A 19,790-nucleotide genomic window follows, 5' to 3' on the forward strand; every position below is an offset into this window, starting at 1 on the left:
CGCGCTGCGGCTGTGAGCGCTAACAGGTGGCACACCTCGGTACGGCCCGGCCGGGTTCGGAGCACGTCGCCCGCGACCACGGATACGTCCACACCTCGACCACGGCGGTGCGGCGGGCCATCATGGCCGGTCAGCGGTGTGTGCCAGACCGTTACCCGCATGTTTCCACCCGGGCCTTGACGGATGTTTATGTGAGCGCTAACACTATGGCCAGGATGTGAGCGGAGGATGTCATGAGCGTTTCGGCGGAGCCGGACGACCGGTTCGTCATCGGCGTCGACTTCGGAACGTTGTCCGGGCGGGCCCTGGTGGTACGCGTCCGCGACGGCGCCGAGCTGGGCACTGCGGTACACGCCTACCGCAGCGGCGTGATGGACTCGGCGCTGGCCGCCGACGGCCAACCGCTGCCGGCCGACTGGGCGTTGCAGGACCCCGACGACTACCGCGAGGTGCTGCGGAACGCGGTGCCCGCGGCCCTCGCGGCCAGCGGCGTCGACGCCGACCAGGTCGTCGGCATCGGGATCGACTTCACCGCCTGCACCGTGCTGCCCACGCTGGCCGACGGCACGCCCCTGTGCGAACTGCCCGACCTGCGCACCCGCCCGCACGCCTACGTCAAGCTCTGGAAGCACCACGCCGCCCAGCAGCAGGCCGACCGGATCAACGCCCTCGCGCACGAACGGGGCGAGCCGTGGATCGGTCGCTACGGCGGCAAGATCTCCGCCGAGTGGCAGTACGCGAAGGGCTTGCAGCTGCTCGAGGAGGATCCCGAGATCTACGCCCGGGCGGAGCGGTGGATCGAGGCCGCCGACTGGATCGTCTGGCAGCTCTGCGGCGTCGAGACCCGGAACGTGTGCACGGCGGGATACAAGGGCCTCCGCCAGGACGGGCACTACCCGTCCGAGGACTACCTCGCCGCGCTCAACCCGGACTTCGCCGGCTTCGTGCAGAAGATCGACGGCCCGTTGGTCGCGCTCGGTGAGCGCGCCGGCGGGCTGACCGCGCAGGCCGCGGCGTGGACCGGGCTGCCCGAGGGGATCGCCGTGGCGGTCGGCAATGTGGACGCCCACGTCACCGCCGCGGCCGCGCAGGCGCTCGAGCCGGGCCGGCTGGTCGCCATCATGGGCACCTCCACCTGCCACGTGGTCAACGGCACCGAGCTGGCCGAGGTGGCCGGCATGTGCGGCGTCGTCGACGGCGGCATCAGCGCGGGCCACTGGGGCTACGAGGCCGGCCAGAGCGGTGTGGGCGACATCTTCGGCTGGTACGTCGAGCACGCCGCGCCCGACGGTTACGCCTCCCACGAGTCGTTGACCGCGCAGGCCGCCGCGCAGCCGGTGGGCGCACACGGGCTGGTGGCGCTGGACTGGTGGAACGGCAACCGGTCGCTGCTGGTCAACCACGACCTGAGCGGGGTGATCGTGGGACTCACCCTGGCCACCCGTCCACCCGACATCTACCGGGCGCTGCTGGAATCCACCGCGTACGGCACCCGCATGATCATCGAGGCGTTCGCCGAGGCGGGCGTACCGGTGGACGAGCTGGTCGTCGCGGGCGGGCTGACCGGCAACCGGCTGCTGATGCAGATCTACGCGGACGTCACCAACCGGCCGCTGAGCATCATCGGCTCGACGCAGGGGCCGGCGCTGGGCTCGGCGATCCACGCGGCGGTCGCCGCCGGGGTCCACGCCGACGTGCCGGCGGCCGCGGCGGCGATGGGCCGGGTCATCCGCGACGCGTACCTGCCGGACCCGGAGCGGGTCCGCGCCTACGACGCGCTGTACGCCGAGTACCGGCGGCTGCACGACCACTTCGGCAGGGGCGGCGACGACGTGCTGCTGCGCCTGCGCTCCATCCGTAACGCCGCCCGCTCGGCGGCCGTGCCCGCGCCGGCCGGCGAGGCGGCGCTTTCTCTGGAGGTGATGGCGTGAGCGGACAGCACAGCAGGGACGACGCGGTGGCGCGGCTGCGCGAAACGGTCGCCGCCCTGCACGCCGAACTGGTCCGGTACAACCTCGTCGCCTGGACCTCCGGCAACGTGTCGGCGCGGGTGCCGGGGCACGACCTGATGGTGATCAAACCGAGTGGGGTCTCCTACGACGACCTCCGGCCCGACAACATGGTGGTCTGCGACCTCGACGGGGTCGTGGTGGAGGGCGACCTGTCGCCGTCGAGCGACACCGACGCGCACGCCTACGTCTACCGGGCGATGCCCGACGTCGGTGGGGTCGTGCACACCCACAGCGGCTACGCGACGGCCTGGGCCGCGTGCGGCGAGTCGATCCCCTGCTACCTCACCGCGCAGGCCGACGAGTTCGGCGGTGAGATCCCGGTCGGGCCGTTCGCACTCATCGGCGGCGACGACATCGGCAAGGGCATCGTGGCCACCCTCTCCGGGCACCGCTCGCCGGCGGTGCTGATGCGCAACCACGGCGTCTTCACCATCGGCTCGAACGCGAAGGCGGCCGTCAAGGCGGCGGTGATGTGCGAGGACGTCGCCCGCACCGCCCACCTGGCGCGGGCGCTCGGCCAGCCGCTACCGATCGCCGCCGAGGACATCGACTCGCTCCACGCGCGCTACCAGAACGCCTACGGGCAGACCACCGTCCCGTCCCCGCGCCGGTAGCGCCCCCGACACCCCGGCCGGCTCGCTCCCCCAGGCGCCGGCAGGTGGAACGCACCTCCGTGACGCACCACGATCGCCTGCCCCGGCGGCCCGCCGGCGGCGCAGGCACCGCAAGGAAGGCCCATCTCACCCCCGACAAGGAGTCCGCACATGCGAATCACGGGCAACACCCTCACCCGCCGCGGCTTCGGCGCCGTCCTGGCCGCCGGGCTGCTCGCGACCGGGCTGACCGCGTGCGCCAACAGCGACACCGGCGACGCCGGTGGCGCGGCCGGCGACGACAAGATCGTTCTCGGGTTCTCGCAGGTCGGCGCGGAGAGCGGCTGGCGTACCGCGAACACGACCTCGGTCAAGGAGGCCGCGGCCGAGGCCGGGATCGAGCTGAAGTTCGACGACGCCCAGCAGAAGCAGGAGAACCAGATCCGGGCCATCCGCAACTTCATCCAGCAGAAGGTCGACGTGATCGCCTTCTCGCCGGTGGTGGAGTCGGGCTGGGACACCGTGCTCAAGGAGGCCAAGGACGCGCAGATCCCGGTCATCCTGACCGACCGGGCCGTCGACTCGGCCGACAAGACGCTCTACAAGACCTTCCTCGGCTCGGACTTCGTGAAGGAGGGCCGGCTCTCCGCCGAGTGGCTGCTCGAGGAGACCAAGTCCGCGACCGGTCCGGTGAACATCGTGGAGCTGCAGGGCACCACGGGCTCGGCGCCGGCCAACGACCGGAAGAAGGGCTTCGGGGAGGCGATCGCCGCCAACCCGAACCTGAAGATCATCGCTTCGCAGAGCGGCGATTTCACCCGGGCCGGCGGCAAGGCCGTGATGGAGCAGTTCCTCAAGGCCAACCCGAAGATCGACGTGCTCTTCGCGCACAACGACGACATGGGCCTGGGCGCGCTCGAGGCGATCACGGCCGCCGGCAAGGTGCCCGGCAAGGACATCAAGATCATCACGATCGACGCGGTCAAGGACGGCATGCAGGCCCTGGCCGACGGCAAGTTCAACTTCATCGCGGAGTGCAGCCCGCTGCTCGGCCCCCAGCTGATGGACCTGGCCAAGAAGGTGCACGCCGGCGAGGAGGTCCCCGCGCGCATCGAGACCGAGGAGACCACCTTCACCCAGCAGACGGCCAAGGAGGCCCTGCCCAACCGTAAGTACTGACGGGCCGGAGCCCTCGGGCAGTGTCGTGCCTCGCGGCGAGCGGTCGCCCGGCGCGAGGGAGCGGGCCGGCGGTGTCCACAGCACCGCCGGCCCGGCCACTCCGTCCTCTCCCCCGCACCCCCGCTGCGGGAGCGCCGCGCGGCCTCCGACGGCCGCGCGCCTGACGACAATCACGAAAGGTCTGGTGGGATGTCGGATACGAATCCGGTCCTGACGATGACCGCGATCAGCAAGTTCTTCCCCGGGGTGCGGGCCCTCGACGGCGTCGACCTGCGCCTCTTCCCCGGCGAGGTGCACGCCCTGATGGGCGAGAACGGCGCCGGCAAGTCCACCCTGATCAAGGTGCTGACCGGCGTGTACGGCCACGACAGCGGCAGCATCACCCTCGGCGGCGAGACGGTCTCCTTCTCCGGCCCGATGCAGGCCACCGAGGCCGGGGTGAGCACCGTCTACCAGGAGGTGAACCTCTGCCCGAACCTCTCGGTGGCGGAGAACATCTTCATCGGACGCCAGCCGCGGCGGCTCGGCGCGGTGCGCTGGCGCGACATGCGCCGCCGCGCGTCGGCGGTGCTCGCCCGCCTCAACCCGGACCTCGACGTCGGCGAGCTGCTCGGGAACCAGTCGCTCGCCGTGCAGCAGATGGTGGCGATCGCCCGGGCCGTCGACGTGCGGGCCCGCGTGCTGATCCTCGACGAGCCCACCTCCAGCCTGGACACCGACGAGGTGAAGCAGCTGATGCGCATCATGCGCCAGCTGCGGGACGAGGGCATCGCCATCGTCTTCGTCACGCACTTCCTCGACCAGGTGTACGAGATCGCCGACCGGATCACGGTGCTGCGCAACGGGCGGCTCGTCGGCGAGTACCCCACCGCGGAGCTGCCCCAGCTCGCGCTCGTGGAGAAGATGATCGGCAAGGATCTCGACGCGCTGGAGCGCCTCGACGAGCAGGCCGGGCGGGACCTGGCCGCCGTCGAGACGGGCACCCCCGTGGTCGAGGCGACCGGCCTCGGCAGGTCCGGGTCGGTCGAGCCGTTCAGCCTGACCATCCACCGCGGTGAGGTGGTCGGCATGGCCGGGCTGCTCGGCTCGGGACGTACCGAGGCCGCCCGCCTCTTCTTCGGCGCCGACCGGGCCGACCACGGCCGGCTGGCGGTGGACGGCCGCCCCGTCACCATCCGCGGACCGGTCGCGGCCATCGAGCACGACATCGCGTTCTGCTCGGAGAACCGACGCACCGAGGGCCTGGTGGGCGAGCTGTCGGTGCGGGAGAACATCATCCTGGCGTTGCAGGCCGCCCGCGGCTGGCTGCGGCCGGTGCCGCGGCGGCGGCAGGACGAGCTGGTCCGGCGCTACATCGACGCGCTCAGCATCCGCCCGGCCGATCCGGAGATGCCGGTGCGCAACCTCTCCGGGGGCAACCAGCAGAAGGTCGTGCTCGCCCGGTGGCTGATCACGGAGCCGCGGCTGCTGATCCTCGACGAGCCGACGCGGGGCATCGACGTCGGCGCGAAGGCGGAGATCCAACGCCTGGTGGTGCAGCTCTCCGACGGCGGCATGGCGGTGCTGTTCATCTCCGCCGAGCTGGAGGAGGTGCTGCGGCTCAGCCACAAGGTCGCCGTGATGCGGGACCGGCAGCTGGTCACCGAGCTCGCCAACGACGACGACCTCGACGCCGACCGCGTCATGCGTGTCATCGCCGGCGGAGCGGAGCAGAAGGACGGGACGAGGCAATGAGTGAACGCAGCGCACGCGCCGTGGCACACGTCGCGTCGACACCACCCGACAGCGTCGCGGGGAAGGGGATACGCGCATGAGCGGCTGGCGAACACGCCTCCCGGCCGTCACCGGTCACCGGCTCTTCTGGCCCGTGGTGGTTCTCGTGCTGCTGGTGGCGGCGAACGCGATCTACCGGCCCAGCTTCCTGACCGTCGAGATCAAGAACGGTCACCTCTACGGCAGCCTCGTCGACATCGTGCGGCTCAGCGCTCCGCTCATCCTGGTCGCCCTGGGCATGACGCTCGTGATCGCCACCGGCGGGATCGACCTCTCCGTCGGCTCCGTCGTCGCGGTCAGCGGCGCGGTGGCCTGCCTGCACATCAGCCGGCAGCCGGACCAGAACAGCCTCGGCGGCGTGCTGGTCGCGCTGGCGATGGCGTTCGGGGTGTCGCTGCTGCTCGGCCTCTGGAACGGCACACTCGTCGCGGTGATCGGCATTCAACCGATCATCGCCACCCTGATCCTGATGGTCGCGGGGCGGGGCCTGGCCCAGTTGATCACCTCGGGCCAGATCATCACCATCAACAGTGACCCCTACCGGATGATCGGGGTCGGGCACGTGCTGACCCTGCCGTTCGCGATCGTCCTCGCCCTGGCGGTGACCCTGCTCGTGGCCGTGCTCACCCGCCGCACCGCCCTCGGGATGATCGTCGAGGCGGTCGGTGGCAACGCGGAGGCCAGCCGGCTGGCGGGGATCCGGGCCCGGCGGATCACCCTCCTCGCCTATGTGGTGAGTGCCGCGTGCGCCGCCGTCGCGGGCTTCATGATGACCGCGAACGTCTCCAGCGCAGACGGCAACGCGGCCGGCCTCTGGGTCGAGCTCGACGCGATCCTCGCCGTGGTCATCGGCGGGACGTCACTGGCCGGCGGCCGGTTCTACCTCGGCGGCACGATCGTCGGCGCGCTGCTCATCCAGACCCTGACCACGTCCGTCTACGCCATGAACATCGACCCGCAGACCGCCCTGCTGTTCAAGGCGATGGTCGTGATCGCGGTGTGCCTCGTCCAGGCACCCGCCTTCCGCGCCAAGTTCCGGCGGCGGCGGGCCACCACAGGGGGGCCGACGGCCCCGACCGGCGAGCAGCGGAAGGAGCAGGTGGCGGCATGAGCACCAGCCAACTGGTCGAGCGACCGGACCGGACGACACGGTGGCGGCTGCCACGCCGGCAGCTACCGGTGCTGGTCAGCCTCGCCCTGCTCCTGGTCATGTACGGCATCGGCGTCTCGCAGTACCAGGCGTTCTCGAACATCCAGGTCGTCTTCAACGTCTTCATCGACAACGGGTTCCTGCTCGTCGTCGCGGTCGGCATGACCTTCGTGATCCTGACCGGCGGCATCGACCTGTCGGTCGGCTCGGTGGTGGCGATGACCGCGATGGTGTCGGCCGCGCTGCTGCGCGACGGACTTCCGCCCGCGCTCGTCCTGCTGATCGCGCTGCTTATCGGCCCGACGCTCGGGTTCGTGATGGGCTGCGTCATCCACTTCTTCGAGATCCAGCCCTTCATCGTCACCCTGGCCGGGATGTTCTTCGCCCGCGGCCTCTGCACCTGGATCAGCTCGTCGTCGATCCCCATCACCGACGGCTTCTGGACCAGCGCGGCCCAGGAACGGATCCGCATCGGCGAGAACTTCCTGACCGTCGGCGTTCTCATCACGGTCGCGGTGGTCGCGGTGGCCGCGTACACGCTGGCGTACACCCGGCTGGGGCGCAACGTGTACGCGATCGGCGGCAACCCGCAGTCCGCGCTGCTGATGGGCCTGCCGGTGGGCCGTACCCGGATCGCCGTCTACACCATCAGCGGGCTCTGCTCGGCCATCGGCGGCATCCTGCTGTCCTTCTACACCCTCTCCGGGGCCCCGCTGATCGCCGTCGGCATGGAGCTGGACGCGATCGCCGCCGTGGTCATCGGCGGCACCCTGCTCACCGGCGGCGCCGGCTACGTCCTGGGCACCGTGCTCGGTGTGCTGGTGCTCGGCGTGATCCAGACCCTGATCACCTTCGACGGCACCCTGAACTCCTGGTGGACCAAGATCGTGATCGGTGGGTTGCTGTTCGCGTTCATCGTGCTCCAACGGCTCCTCGGCTTCCGCAAGAAGTCGCTCTCCACTCGCTGATCGGAAGGCAAACCGCATGACTCGCCCATCACCGGCCCCCGAGGTCTGGTTCCTCACCGGCAGCCAGGGGCTCTACGGCCCGGAGACGCTGCAGCAGGTGGCCGCCCAGTCGCAGCAGATCGCCGCGCAGCTCGACGCCGATCCGGCCATCCCGGCCCGGGTGGTCTGGAAGCCCGTGCTGACCTCCAGCGCGGAGATCCTGGCGGTCTGCCGCGACGCGGCCGTCCAGGGCGCCGTCGGGGTGATCGCCTGGATGCACACCTTCTCGCCGGCGAAGATGTGGATCTCCGGTCTGGACGCCCTGCGCACGCCCCTGCTGCACCTGCACACCCAGGCGAACGTCGCGCTGCCCTGGTCCGAGATCGACATGGACTTCATGAACCTGAACCAGGCCGCGCACGGCGACCGCGAGTTCGGGTTCGTGCAGACCCGGCTCGGGGTCGCCCGCAAGACGGTCGCCGGGCACGTCAGCAACCCGCAGGTCGTCTCGCGGATCGCGGCGTGGACCCGGGCCGCCGTCGGGTACACGGCGATGCGGTCGCTGCGGCTGGCCCGCTTCGGCGACAACATGCGCGACGTGGCGGTCACCGAGGGCGACAAGGTCGAGGCGGAGCTGCGCTTCGGTGTCTCGGTCAACACGTACGGGGTGAACGACCTGGTCGCCGCCGTCGACGCGGTCGCCGACGCCCGGATCGAGGAGCTGGTGAAGGAGTACGAGGACGGTTACCGTCTCGACGCCGTGCTGCGGCCTGGCGGCGACCGGCACGACTCGCTCCGCTACGCGGCCCGCATCGAGGCCGGGCTGCGGCAGTTCCTCACCGACGGCGGCTTCGGGGCCTTCACCACGAACTTCGAGGATCTCGGCGGGCTCCGGCAGCTGCCCGGCATCGCCGTGCAGCGGCTGATGGCCGACGGCTACGGGTTCGGCGGCGAGGGCGACTGGAAGACCTCGGTGCTCGTGCACACGCTCAAGGCCATGTCGGTGGGCACCAGCGGCGGCACCTCCTTCATGGAGGACTACACCTACGACCTCACCCCCGGGCAGGAGGTCGTGCTCGGCGCCCACATGCTCGAGGTCTGCCCGAGCATCGCCGCCGGGACGCCGAACGTGGAGATCCACCCGCTGGGCATCGGCGGACGCGAGGACCCGGTACGGCTGGTCTTCGACGCCCAGCCGGGTCCGGGTGTGGTGCTGGGGCTGGCCGACATGGGCGACCGGTTCCGCCTGGTGGCCAACGAGATCGACGTCGTGGCCCCGACGCAGCCGCTGCCGAAGCTGCCGGTCGCCCGTGCGGTGTGGCGGCCCCGCCCGGATCTCGCCACCTCCGCGGAGGCGTGGCTCACCGCCGGTGCGCCGCACCACACGGTCCTCTCGCAGGCCGTCGGCACCGAGGAGCTGCACGACCTCGCCGAGATGACCGGCACCGAGCTCCTCGTCATCGACGCGGGGACGACCCCTCGGCAGCTGGCGAACGAGATCCGCTGGAACCAGGCCTACTACCGGCTGGCGAAGGGTTTCTGAGCGGATCCGCTGCCGTCGATCGCCCGTCGGTGCGCCCCCGTGACGGGGGCGCACCGACGGTTCCGCCCCTGGCAGGAGGCCGATTCCGTCGACGGTGGCGGGGCTACGATGACCATGAGGGGGACATGACGATGCAACACCAGCCGGCCGCTCGCGCCGCGGTCATGAGCGATGTCGCGCGGCTCGCCGGCGTCTCGCACCAGACCGTGTCCCGGGTCCTGAACAACCATCCGAGCGTCCGCCAGGAGACCCGCGAGCGGGTCCTGCGCGCCGTGCACCAGCTCAACTACCGGCCAAACGCCCTCGCCCGGGGGCTGGCGGCCCGGCGGTCGAAGGTCATCGGCGTGATCAGCTTCGACACCATCCTCTACGGCCCGGCCGCCACCCTCCTCGGCATCGAGCGCGCCGCCCGCGCGGCCGGCTACGGCATCAACATCGTCACCCTCGAACGGCTGGACCGCTCCGGGGTGGCCGCCGCGATCGACGCCCTCAGCGAGCAGTCGGTGGCCGGGGTCGTGCTCATCGCACCGATGGTCAGCGCCGCCGTGGCCGTGCACGGCCTGCCCACCGGCGTACCCGCCGTGCTGGTCGAGCCGGGCGTCGACGGCGAGCTTCCGAGCGTCTCGGTCGATCAGGTGGCCGGCGCCCGCCTGGCCGTCGAGCACCTCCTCTCCCTCGGGCACGAGACGGTCCTGCACATCGCCGGGCCGCGGGACTGGCTGGAGGCCCGCGACCGCCTCGAGGGGTGGCGGTTGGCCCTCGAGACCGCCGGGCGGCGGGTGCCACCGGTCATCACCGGCGACTGGAGCCCGCGGGCGGGCTACGAGATCGGCCAGTCACTCGCCGAGCGACGGGACGTCAGCGCGGTCTTCTGCGCCAACGACCACCAGGCGCTCGGCCTGCTCCGCGCCCTGCACCAGCGCAGGGTACGGGTGCCGGAGGAGGTCAGCGTGGTCGGCTTCGACGACATTCCCGAGGCCGAGTACTTCACCCCACCCCTGACCACCGTGCGTCAGGACTTCGACGAGGTCGGCCACCGGTGCGTGGCGGCGCTGCTGGATCTGCTGAATGGCTCGGCGGAGGCCTCGCGCCCGTCGCCCGTGGAGCCGATCCTCGTCGTGCGGGCCAGCAGCGGCGCCCGGCCCTCCTGAGCGAGGAGTTCGCCTCGCCGAGCCGGGGGGGGGGGGGGATTCCCCGGCCTGGAAGGCACGCCGCACTTCCCAGCCCCCATGCCAGGGCATCCCGCGGCCGGTCCGGTCCTCCGGGCGCTGCCGCACGGCAGTGCGCGGATCTGGCCGAGATGACGGAGGCGTTCGTATGGGAACTCACCTCAGTGCCGCAGCGAGTTCGGCGGCGTTGTCGAACGCGGATGCCGCCCTTTCGGATTCGTCTTCGGTGAGCGTGACGGACTGAGCGCGGGCCAGCATCTCGGCTGCGGTCTTTGGATCGTGCAGCACCATCGCTAGTTCGGCGCGATAGACCAGGACCTCTACCTGCTCGACCGGGTCGTCGTCGGCTTGCGGGCGGGCCAACGCGCTGTCGAGGATCCGGACGGCCTGTCCGACGCTTCCCCTGGAATCGGCCTGCACGACGGCATTCGCCAGGGCCTTGGCCAGCCGCCCGGCAGGCGTGGCGGCCGGCATGGGCGCGGCGGCGGCGTCCCGAAAGACGCGGATCCAGTTGCCGCCCGGGTCGATGACGCTGAATCCGCCCAACCCGTCGGCGTTCTTCCGTACCCTGGGCCGGGTCATCCGCGGCGTTCCGGACACCAGCACCTTGCCGTACGCGGCGCGCATACCGGCTGCGAATGCCCGATGTAGTCCCTCGATGTCCGCGGTGATTACGAGACAGGAGCCATAGGACTGCTCCGGGTCGAATCCGGCGATCTCGAAGAATTGCAGATGCAGGTCTTCCCGCTGCACCGCCACACACGCGTTGGGCTTGCGTTGCTTGTACGTGGTGCGGAAACCGAGAACTCCGTAGAAGGTTTCGATGTCGTCGATGGATGCGCACGGCAGCAGGGGAACTGTCACCTCGTTGGTCATGCCCCCTTTCTAGGCATCGCGGGGGTCCGTCGCACATGGAAATAGCCGATCATCACCTTCGGCCATCCGATCGGCTGATGTCCCAGAACGCCCCGCTGCCCGCCCGAGCCATCGGCGGTGCATTCCTGCCTGCCATACGGCTCGTCAGGATCAGGTGCCCGGATCTGCCGCAGACAACACTGCGCGGACGGCGGTGCGGCGGTGACCACGCGGACGTGGTGCACGACCGGCTAGGGTGCGCACCACGCCCCCGTGCGTCACCCGGCTTGCGGGCGTTGCGTCGCCTCGAAGCGGGCGCGGTCGAGGAAGGCGAGCTGGGCGCGCTTCTCCGGCAGGTCGATCTCGGGGCCGAGGACGAACCCTTCCATCTCCAGCCGGTGCAGGGCCCGATGGTTGCGTACGTCGGGTTCGACGACGATCCGCCGGGCGGTCGGATCCGCGAACAGGAACCGGGCGAGGGCGGGCCCGATCGCGGTGGTGAGGCCTCGCAGGTAGCGGCGGGTGGGACTGAGCAGCAGGTGCATGCCGATGTCACCGGGCTGGACGTCGTACCGCTCGCCGACCGGGTCCGCGTCGGGCTGGTAGGTCTGGAACAGCCCGACCGGCTCGTCGTCGATCGTGATCAGGTACGCGTGATGGGTCGGCAGGCCGTCGATGAACTCGTAGATCTCGCGTACCTGGTCGACGCTGTGCGTGCCCATCCCCCAGAACGAGTTACGGGGCTGGCTGACCCAGGCGTGCAGCAGGTCCGCGTGCGCGTCCGGGTTCACGGTCACGAGCGACAGCTCGCCGAGGTCGGGGATCTTCTCCTGGTAGGTCATGGTGCCCTGTCCTTGGGTGAGGTGAGGTGGATCGGCTGGCGGTCGACGCCGGCTCGGGTGGTCCGCGAGGCCGGGTCGTCGTCGCGCGGGTGCCGAGGTGTGGGCCGACGTTCCGTCCGGCGCGGTATTAGGTTAGCCTGGCCTAACTAAGGCTGACCTTAACTGGAGGGCGCGTGAAACGTAACTGGGAAGCTGTGGTGCTCCGGGCCATGGGCGGCCGGGACTTTCGGCTGACCGTGCGCGCCACCGAGTCCGTCCACGGGCACTACCAGCGACTGATCGTGGACGACGGTGGGCTGCTGCAGGCCTGCGGTGTGCACCCCACCATGTGGATCCGCCTCTGGTTCGACGACGGCGGCCGGGCGCATCAGCGTGCGTACACATTGGTCGACCCGGACCCCACGACCGGCCGGTTCGGTCTCGAGTTCGCGCTGCACGACGGCTGCGCCGCCCGGTGGGCGACCACCGCGAAGATCGGCGACACCATCGACGCGACCGTGCAGGGCAGCGCCTTCCAACTCCCGGACCCCGCGCCCGAACATCTCTACCTGGTCGGGGACGCCGCCTCCCTGCCGGCGGTGAACAGCCTGCTCGACACGGCCGCCGACATCCCGGCGACGATCTGGCTGGAGTACGCCCACGAGGGCGAGCAGACGCTCACGCCCCGGGCGCGCGCGCACCACGACGTCACCTGGGTGCCGCGCCGCGACGGTGGTCAGCACCTGGTGGACACCGTCTGCGCCGCCCTGCCCAAAAGCGACACCGCCCACTACTGGGTGGCGTGCGAGGCGGCCAGCACCCGCGGCATCACCCGGCACATCCGGCGCACCCTCGGCGTCGACAAGCGGCAACTGACCTCGCTCGGCTACTGGAGAGCCGCGTGACGCACGGCTGCGACGCTCGCCGCACCCGTTGCGCCACCCGCCCTCACGATCCGTCCGGCCGCGGGCGGGTGGTAGCCGCCCCGGCCGGTGACCCGGCGGTCGCCGCGTGAGCTGGTCCGGACGGGCACGCTAGGTGAACCCATCAGCGACTCGTTGCATCGACGGAGGCGGGATGCCGCTGTACCTCACCGCGTTGAACCCCACCGACGCGGTCCTGGACGGATTCCTGCCCGCCGCGGCCCGGCTCGGGCTGCCGGTCACCGTGCTGACCGACCGCCCCGAGCAGTGGCCGGCCGGGGTGCCGGTGGCGCGTTGCGCGGTCCGCGACCCGGCGGCCGTGGTCGCCGCAGCCACCGGACCGCTCGCCCTGCTCTCCAACAGCGACCATCTCCAGGAGGCCACCGCGGCGGCCGCGCGCACACTCGGGCTGCCCGGCAAGGACCTACGGGCCGCCCGGATCTGCAAGGACAAGGTCGCCGCCCGCCAGGTGATCGCCGCACGGGGACTCGACGTGGTACGCGCCGTCGCCGTCGGGCCGGGCACCCTGCCCTCGACGCCGGAGGCGATGTTCCCCGCGGTGGTGAAGCCTCGCGACGGCGTGGCCAGCGAGGATGTGTACCTGGTGGCGGGACGCGACGAGCTGACCGCCCGGATCGCACAGATCCGCGGACGTCGGCCGGACGTCGCGCTGGTCGTCGAGGAGTACCTCGACGGCGAGCTGCGCACCTACGACACCCTCGGCGACGCGACCGGACGGACGATCCTCGGCGGGTGGCGTACCGGCCTCGGCCCGCCGCCGACCTTCACCGAGCTGAGCCTCGACTGGTCGCCGCCGCCGGCTCGGCACGACCGGCAGCTCCGGGCCCGGCTCGACGCGCTCGGTGTCGGCTTCGGCGCCTGCCACACCGAGTACGTCGTGCAGGACGGCCGGGTACGGCTGATCGAGGTGAACTACCGTCTGATCGGCGACCGGATGGACCTGATCCTCGCCGAACTGCTCGGCGTGCCGCTGTTCGAACACGTCATCCGGCTGCACCTCGGTGAGCCCCTGAACGCCCTCGCCCTGCCCGACCCGGCCGGCGTCGGCAGGTACGCCCGCGTCGAGTACGTCTGCGCCGACCGGTCGGGACGGCTCGCCGCCGCCCCCGGGCGCTTCGACGCCGTCCACGACGGTGTCCGACTCGGCTGCCGGCCGCTGCGCGAGGTCGGCAGCATCGCCGAACGCACCGGCACCAACCGCGACTACCTCGCGGTGCTGCACGGCATCGGCCCCGACCGGGACACCGTCCGGGCCGCGCTCATGGCCTTCCGAGACGACCTCCGGTGGACGATCGACGGATGACCGACGACAGCGAGCGGGAGGTCTTCTCCCGGGTGCTCGACGCGCTGCTGCGCGAAGACCATCTCGGCCTGACCAGCAACGGCAGGCCGCGGGGCGCGCGGTGGTGGGAGGCTCCGCACCGCGACGGGCTGCTCCGGATCCCGGTCCGCGCGGACGGCTTCCAGCAGGTTCTCCGCAGCGCCGCCGCCGTGCTGCACGTCGAGCCCGCCATCGGTGACGGCTACCGCGTGGACACCGTGGACGGGCTGCTCACGTTGTTGGCGCCGCAGGACGACGCGGAGGCCGAGGCGGGCTGGGCGGTCTTCACCGGCGAGTGCCGGGCGGACCTGCGGGCACGCCGGCTCGCCGCCCGGGCCCGGCCCCGGGTGTTCGCCTCGGTCGCCGCCGAGCTGGCCGCCGCGCCCACGGGGATGCCGGCCGCGCTGCTCGACGACGTGCTCGCCGCGTACGCGGGGCATCCGGTCTACCCCACCGACCGCTGCCGGCACGGGCTCAGCGACGACGAGCTGCGCCGCTACGCCCCCGAACACGCGCCCCGCTTCGCGCTGTGCTGGAGCCTTACCCCGGCGGCGGCGCTGCGGCTCACCGGTGAGCTTCCCGCCTGGTGGCCGCGATCCCCGCACCCGGACACGATCCTGGTGCCGGTGCATCCGCTCACCGCCGCCCGCGGTGACCTGCCGCTGGTCGACCCGCCGCCCGTGCACGTACGGCCCACCCTCTCCATGCGGACGGTGGCGCTCGCGGACGACCCGTACACGCACCTGAAGCTGCCGCTGCCGACGGCGACCCTCGGCGCGCGCAACCGCCGGACGCTGCACCCGGACACCCTCGCCGACGGCGCCGCGGTCGCTGGTCTGCTCGACCGGACCGCCGCCGCCGAACCGGCCTTCGCCGGCCGGATCCGGCACGCCGACGAGGGGACCTACGGGCAGGTCGGCGACGACGACCGGCGCAGCTTCCTGCTGCGCCGCTTTCCCCGCGACCTGGCCGACGTGCAGGTGGTCCCGGTCGCGGCGCTCGCCGCCCCGGACCCCGTCGCGGGCACCGTGCTCGAACGGGTCAGCCCGGGTGACCCCGCGGCGCTGCTCGCGTCCTATCTGGAGCTGCTGCTCGACTGGCACGTCTGCCTGTGGCTACGGTACGGGGTGGCCCTCGAGGCCCACCCGCAGAACATCCACCTGCTGCTCCACGGCGACGGGACGGTCGGTCTGCTCTACAAGGATAACGACGGAGCGCGGCTGGACCCGCGCCACCGGGGTCCCGGCCGGCTGTCGCTGCGCGACGAACGGATGTGGGCAGGTGACCCACAGGAACTGGCCGACGTGTTCATCACCATCACGCTCCACCTGGCGGCGGCCGCTCCCCTGCTCGCGCTCGCCGCCCGAGGGGTACGGGTACCGACACCGGCGCAGGCGTTGACGTCCCGCCTGGCCGCGGCCCGGGACCGGTGGGGCGACGGGTCCACGGCTCGGATGTTCACCGAGCGGGTGTTGCGGGCCGCCCGGCTCCCGGTCAAGGCGATGGTCACCGCCGGCACCCTCCTGCCCAAGCAGCGCCTCGGCTGCACCGACGTCAACAAGTACTACCGGCGGACCGGCCCGAACTACCTGCGGGAGACGCGATGACCGGCACGGGGCTGCGCTCCCGGCGGCACCGGGACACCGACCGTCGGGCGGACCTCTCCGCCGCCCACGCCGTCTTCGGCTGCCTCCTGCGCGAGATCGCGCTGCCCGACGGCGACGCGACCGCGACCGACGGCGAGGCACGTCTGCGGCTGCGCCACCTCGACGTGACGCTGCGCTGCGCCGTCACGCGCCGTTCGCCGCTCGGCGCCCACCGGTACGCGGGTCCGGTGCAGCGGCAGGTCGGTGACGAGCAGTGGGAGGACCTGGACACAGCGCGGTTGGCCGATCTCGTCGCGGCGGAACTCGCCGCGCGCACCGGCCAGGCCAACGAGGAGTTCCTCGATCAGGTACGGGCCAGTCGCGACGCGGTGGCACACCTGCTGGCCGAACGGCCGGTGCGGGACCCGGCCCCCACCGGTGACCCCGCCGTCGACAGCTATGTCGAGTCCGAACAGTCGCTGGTCTTCGGCCACCCGCACCATCCCGCCCCGAAGTGGCGCAGCGGTGATCCGGACACCTGGCGCTGCTACGCACCGGAGCTGCGCACCGCCTTCCGGCTGCACTGGCTCGCGGTCCCGGACGAGCTGGTCGCCGACGCCGGGCCCTTCGACCCGCTCGTGGCGGCCCTCGACCCGCCCCGACCGCCGGCCGGGCACCGGGTCCTGCCCGTACACCCGTGGCAGCTGACGCTCGTGCCCCCGGCGCCCTACCCGGTCCGCCGGCTCGGCGCGGCCGGCGTCCCGGTACGACCCACGGCGAGCGTGCGCACCCTCTACTCCCCCGCCGCCGACCTCTTCGTCAAGACCAGCCTGCACGTACGCATCACCAACTGCCTCCGCAAGAACGCGCGGTACGAACTCGGCGGCGCGGTCGCCCTGACCGCCCTGCTGTCGCGGATACCGCTGCCGGCCGGCGTCGCCCTGCTCACCGAACCCGCCTACCGCACTGTCGACACCCCGGGCGCGGACGAGGCATACGGGACGATCCTGCGCACCGGGCTGCGCCCGCACCTGCGGCCCGGGGAGACCCCCGTGCTGGCGGCCGCGCTCGCCGCCGCGCCGCTCACCCCGCCCGACCCGGTGACCTGGTGGCGGGCGTACGTCGGGCTGCTCGTCCCGGCGGTGCTGCGCTGCTGGCTCGCGCACGGGGTGGTGCACGAGGCGCACCTGCAGAACGTGGTCGTGGTGCTCGACCGGGACCACCGCCCGGTGCGGATGCTGCTGCGGGACCTGGAGGGCGTGAAGCTGGACACCGACCGGTGGACGGTCTGGCCGGACGGGGTTCCGTCGCAGGCCGGCTACCGTCCGCAGGCCGCCCGCCGGCGCGTCGTCTACTGCCTCTTCGTCAACCATCTGGCGGGGATCTGCGGCGCGCTCGCCGACGGGTCGACGGGAATCGAGCCGCAGCTCTGGCGGGAGGTGCGGGCGGTCGTCGCGGCGGTCGCCGCCGACCTCGGCGATCCACCGGAGCTGGGCCGGTTGCTGAGCGGGGAGCCGTTGACCGCCAAGGCGAACCTGCTCGTCCGGTGGCGGCGCGAGGCCGATCGGGGCGCCCCGTTCGTGCCGGTGCCGAACCCGTTCGGCGGGCCACGATGACCCGGCCGGTCTACGTCCACGACCTCGACGCGCTGGCGGCCCACCTCCGGTCGATCCGGGCGGCGTTGCCGCGCGAGGTCGAGCTGCTCTACGCGGTCAAGGCGAACCCGGACCCGGGTGTGCTGCGCACCCTGGCCCCGCTCGTCGACGGATTCGAGACCGCCAGCCGCGGTGAGCTGCGGCGACTGGCCGAGGTGCTGCCCGACCGGAGGGCGGCCGCGTACGCCGGGCCCGGCAAGACCGACGACGACCTCGCCGCCGCCCTGGCGGCCGGGGTGCACCGGATCCACGTCGAGTCGCCGGCCGAGCTGCGACGCCTCGCCGCGCTGGCCGTGGCCGCGCGGCGACCGGCACGGGTACTGCTCCGGGTCAACCTGCCCGTCACGGCGCCCGGCGCGAGCCTGGTGATGGGCGGCCGACCGAGCCCGTTCGGCATGGACCCGGACGACGCGATCGAGTGTGCCCGCCGGCCGCCCGCCGGCGTCGAGGTGCTGGGGGCGCACGCCCACCTCGCCAGTGGACTCGACGCGGAACTCGCCGGGGCGGTCGCCGCCGACGTGGTCCGCTGGTCGGTCACCGAGCTGGGCGCGACGGAGGTCGACGTCGGCGGGGGCATGGCGGTGGACTACCTCCGCCCGAGCGCGCGGTTCGACTGGGCCGGGTACGGGCGGACGCTTGCCGGTCTGCTCGACGCCCACCCGCACGTGCGGCTGCGTATCGAGCCGGGCCGGTCGCTGACCGCCTACTGCGGGGCGTACCTGACCGAGGTGATCGAGGTGAAACGGTCCCGGGGCGAATGGTTCGTGATCGTGGCGGGCGGGACGCACCACCTGCGTACCCCCGCGGCGAAGGGGCACCCGCAACCCTTCACCGTGCACCGGCGACGCGGTGCGGACGGCCCCCGCACCGACGGCGGGGCGGTCACCGTCGTCGGACAACTCTGCACCCCGAAGGACGTGCTCTCCCGGTCCAGCTCGGCGGGTGTGATCGGCGTCGGCGACGTGCTGGTCTTCGCCATGGCCGGCGCGTACGCCTGGAACATCAGCCACCGCGACTTCCTGCTCCACGACCCACCCGAGTTCCGCAGCGGCGATCCCCGGGAACTCGCCACGCGGTGGTCCGCCCGGCCGCTTCACCCGTACTCCCGGCGCCCGGGCCGCAGCCCCTGAGCTCAGCTCGGCACCACCGCCCGAGAGCGCGGGTAGTCGAGGTAGCCGTTGGCGCCTCCGGTGTAGAACGTCGCCGGGTCCGGATCGGTCTCGGGCAGTTCGTCGCGCCAGCGTTCGACGAGATCGGGGTTCGCGATCGCCGGCCGCCCGACGGCCACCGCGTCGGCGTCGCCCTGTGCGATCACGGCCGCCGCCCGGTCCCGGGTGCTCGTCGTGGAGAAGCCGGTGTTCACGACGAGTGGCGCGCCGACGCGGGTACGCAGCCGCTGCACGAGCGCCGACGCCGGCTCGGGGTGCACGACGCTGAGGTAGGCGAGGCCCAGCGGCGCGAGCCCGTCGGCGAGCGCGTCGTAGGTGGCGCGTACGTCGGCGGGGTCGGTCTCCAGGGCTCCCTGGATGTTCACCGCGGGCGAGAGCCGGATGCCGACCCGGGATCCGCCTATCTGCTCGGCCACGGCCGAGGCGACCTCGACGACGAAGCGTGCCCGCGCGTGCGGGCTGCCGCCGTACTCGTCGGTGCGGCGGTTCGCGCTGGGCGCGAGGAACTGGTGCAGCAGGTACCCGTTCCCGGCGTGCAGCTCGACGCCGTCGAGTCCGGCGTCGATCGCCCGCTGGGCCGCGGCCACGAACTCGTCGCGTACGGCGGTCAGCTCGGACGGCGTGAGCGCGTGCGGTGTCGGGTAGGGCCGCTTGCGGTGGGCGGTGTGCACCTCACCGGTGACCGCGACGGCGCTGGGCGCGACGATGCGGTCGGTTCCGGTGATGCTGGGGTGGGAGACGCGCCCGGCGTGCATGAGTTGCAGGACGATCCTGCCGCCGGCGGCGTGGACGGAGTCGGCGACGCGCCTCCAGCCGTCGCGCTGCCGTGGGGTGACGATGCCGGGCTGGTGGGGATAGGCGCGTGATTCGGGGCTGGGATAGGTGCCTTCGGTGATCACCAGTCCGAAGCCGGCCCGCTGGGCGTAGTACGTGGACTGGAGGTCGGTCGGCACTCCCGCCGCGTCGGCGCGGAGCCGGGTCATGGGTGCCATGACCAGGCGGTTCCGCAGTTTCAGGGCCCCCAGGTCGGTGGGTGTGAACAGGTTCATGGTCCGTTGTCTCTCGGTGAGGGT

Annotated in this window: 16 protein-coding genes; 13 read left to right on the forward strand and 3 right to left on the reverse strand. The window is 72.2% G+C overall.

The window, feature by feature from the left end; all coding sequences use genetic code 11:
* Positions 1-233 precede the first annotated feature (233 nt).
* From araB to E1211_RS00425, 8 genes are all read left to right on the forward strand, one after another.
* Positions 234-1,931 (forward strand): ribulokinase, encoded by a 1,698-nt coding sequence (gene araB, locus E1211_RS00390; protein ID WP_132344117.1) that lies wholly within the window; start codon positions 234-236, stop codon positions 1,929-1,931.
* Positions 1,928-2,626: an L-ribulose-5-phosphate 4-epimerase gene (locus E1211_RS00395; protein ID WP_243709244.1), complete on the forward strand. Its 699-nt coding sequence runs from the start codon at positions 1,928-1,930 to the stop codon at positions 2,624-2,626. Before araB ends, E1211_RS00395 begins: the two co-directional genes overlap by 4 nt.
* A gap of 150 nt (positions 2,627-2,776) precedes the next feature.
* Positions 2,777-3,784 carry an ABC transporter substrate-binding protein gene (locus tag E1211_RS00400; RefSeq protein ID WP_132344119.1) on the forward strand — a complete coding sequence of 336 codons (1,008 nt, stop codon included), beginning with the start codon at positions 2,777-2,779 and terminating at the stop codon, positions 3,782-3,784.
* A 189-nt stretch (positions 3,785-3,973) separates the two neighbouring features.
* Positions 3,974-5,518 carry a sugar ABC transporter ATP-binding protein gene (locus E1211_RS00405; protein ID WP_132344121.1) on the forward strand — a complete coding sequence of 515 codons (1,545 nt, stop codon included), beginning with the start codon at positions 3,974-3,976 and terminating at the stop codon, positions 5,516-5,518.
* Between the two features lie 76 nt (positions 5,519-5,594).
* Positions 5,595-6,668: an ABC transporter permease gene (locus E1211_RS00410; RefSeq protein WP_132344123.1), complete on the forward strand. Its 1,074-nt coding sequence runs from the start codon at positions 5,595-5,597 to the stop codon at positions 6,666-6,668.
* Positions 6,665-7,675 carry a galactofuranose ABC transporter, permease protein YjfF gene (gene yjfF, locus E1211_RS00415; protein ID WP_132344125.1) on the forward strand — a complete coding sequence of 337 codons (1,011 nt, stop codon included), beginning with the start codon at positions 6,665-6,667 and terminating at the stop codon, positions 7,673-7,675. The genes E1211_RS00410 and yjfF overlap by 4 nt, the downstream gene beginning before the upstream one ends.
* A 16-nt stretch (positions 7,676-7,691) precedes the next feature.
* Positions 7,692-9,197: an L-arabinose isomerase gene (gene araA, locus E1211_RS00420; RefSeq protein WP_132344127.1), complete on the forward strand. Its 1,506-nt coding sequence runs from the start codon at positions 7,692-7,694 to the stop codon at positions 9,195-9,197.
* Positions 9,198-9,322: 125 nt separating this feature from the next.
* On the forward strand, positions 9,323-10,348 hold the full coding sequence (locus tag E1211_RS00425; protein ID WP_207915113.1) for a LacI family DNA-binding transcriptional regulator: 1,026 nt from the start codon (positions 9,323-9,325) through the stop codon (positions 10,346-10,348).
* Between the two features lie 174 nt (positions 10,349-10,522).
* Here the strand turns inward: E1211_RS00425 and E1211_RS00430 are convergent, their stop codons facing one another.
* Both E1211_RS00430 and E1211_RS00435 read right to left on the reverse strand, forming a co-directional pair.
* On the reverse strand, positions 10,523-11,242 hold the full coding sequence (locus E1211_RS00430) for a VOC family protein (RefSeq protein WP_132344129.1): 720 nt from the start codon (positions 11,240-11,242) through the stop codon (positions 10,523-10,525).
* 257 nt (positions 11,243-11,499) lie between these two features.
* Positions 11,500-12,063, reverse strand: a complete 564-nt coding sequence (locus E1211_RS00435) for a GNAT family N-acetyltransferase (RefSeq protein WP_132344131.1) — start codon at positions 12,061-12,063, stop codon at positions 11,500-11,502.
* A gap of 173 nt (positions 12,064-12,236) precedes the next feature.
* On the opposite strand from E1211_RS00435, the gene E1211_RS00440 reads away from it, so the two are divergent.
* The 5 genes from E1211_RS00440 to E1211_RS00460 all read left to right on the forward strand — a co-directional run bounded on the left by E1211_RS00440 (position 12,237) and on the right by E1211_RS00460 (position 18,678).
* Positions 12,237-12,947, forward strand: coding sequence for a siderophore-interacting protein (locus E1211_RS00440; protein WP_132344133.1), 711 nt, complete (start codon positions 12,237-12,239; stop codon positions 12,945-12,947).
* Between the two features lie 172 nt (positions 12,948-13,119).
* Entirely contained in the window at positions 13,120-14,289 is a 1,170-nt protein-coding gene (locus E1211_RS00445) for an acetyl-CoA carboxylase biotin carboxylase subunit family protein (protein WP_132344135.1), read from the forward strand.
* Positions 14,286-15,914 (forward strand): IucA/IucC family protein, encoded by a 1,629-nt coding sequence (locus E1211_RS00450; RefSeq protein ID WP_132344137.1) that lies wholly within the window; start codon positions 14,286-14,288, stop codon positions 15,912-15,914. Before E1211_RS00445 ends, E1211_RS00450 begins: the two co-directional genes overlap by 4 nt.
* Complete coding sequence (locus E1211_RS00455) at positions 15,911-17,509, forward strand: IucA/IucC family siderophore biosynthesis protein (protein ID WP_132344139.1); 1,599 nt, start codon at positions 15,911-15,913, stop codon at positions 17,507-17,509. The genes E1211_RS00450 and E1211_RS00455 overlap by 4 nt, the downstream gene beginning before the upstream one ends.
* Positions 17,506-18,678 (forward strand): alanine racemase, encoded by a 1,173-nt coding sequence (locus E1211_RS00460; protein ID WP_132344141.1) that lies wholly within the window; start codon positions 17,506-17,508, stop codon positions 18,676-18,678. The genes E1211_RS00455 and E1211_RS00460 overlap by 4 nt, the downstream gene beginning before the upstream one ends.
* A 2-nt stretch (positions 18,679-18,680) precedes the next feature.
* Here E1211_RS00460 and E1211_RS00465 read toward each other — a convergent pair whose 3' ends face one another.
* The gene (locus E1211_RS00465; RefSeq protein ID WP_132344143.1) at positions 18,681-19,766 is read right to left on the reverse strand and encodes an alkene reductase; all 1,086 of its coding nucleotides are present in this window, start codon (positions 19,764-19,766) and stop codon (positions 18,681-18,683) included.
* Positions 19,767-19,790: the final 24 nt, after the last annotated feature.

It is taken from the genome of Micromonospora sp. 15K316 (genome assembly GCF_004348525.1).
In the GTDB taxonomy this organism is placed as follows: Bacteria; Actinomycetota; Actinomycetes; order Mycobacteriales; family Micromonosporaceae; genus Micromonospora.

Coding starts and splice junctions, on each gene's coding strand:
- araB (WP_132344117.1), top strand. CDS start 234: ATGAGCGTTTCGGCGGAGCCGGACGACCGGTTCGTCATCGGCGTCGAC.
- E1211_RS00400 (WP_132344119.1), top strand. CDS start 2,777: ATGCGAATCACGGGCAACACCCTCACCCGCCGCGGCTTCGGCGCCGTC.
- E1211_RS00405 (WP_132344121.1), top strand. CDS start 3,974: ATGTCGGATACGAATCCGGTCCTGACGATGACCGCGATCAGCAAGTTC.
- E1211_RS00410 (WP_132344123.1), top strand. CDS start 5,595: ATGAGCGGCTGGCGAACACGCCTCCCGGCCGTCACCGGTCACCGGCTC.
- yjfF (WP_132344125.1), top strand. CDS start 6,665: ATGAGCACCAGCCAACTGGTCGAGCGACCGGACCGGACGACACGGTGG.
- araA (WP_132344127.1), top strand. CDS start 7,692: ATGACTCGCCCATCACCGGCCCCCGAGGTCTGGTTCCTCACCGGCAGC.
- E1211_RS00425 (WP_207915113.1), top strand. CDS start 9,323: ATGACGATGCAACACCAGCCGGCCGCTCGCGCCGCGGTCATGAGCGAT.
- E1211_RS00430 (WP_132344129.1), bottom strand. CDS start 11,242: ATGACCAACGAGGTGACAGTTCCCCTGCTGCCGTGCGCATCCATCGAC.
- E1211_RS00435 (WP_132344131.1), bottom strand. CDS start 12,063: ATGACCTACCAGGAGAAGATCCCCGACCTCGGCGAGCTGTCGCTCGTG.
- E1211_RS00445 (WP_132344135.1), top strand. CDS start 13,120: ATGCCGCTGTACCTCACCGCGTTGAACCCCACCGACGCGGTCCTGGAC.
- E1211_RS00450 (WP_132344137.1), top strand. CDS start 14,286: ATGACCGACGACAGCGAGCGGGAGGTCTTCTCCCGGGTGCTCGACGCG.
- E1211_RS00455 (WP_132344139.1), top strand. CDS start 15,911: ATGACCGGCACGGGGCTGCGCTCCCGGCGGCACCGGGACACCGACCGT.
- E1211_RS00460 (WP_132344141.1), top strand. CDS start 17,506: ATGACCCGGCCGGTCTACGTCCACGACCTCGACGCGCTGGCGGCCCAC.
- E1211_RS00465 (WP_132344143.1), bottom strand. CDS start 19,766: ATGAACCTGTTCACACCCACCGACCTGGGGGCCCTGAAACTGCGGAAC.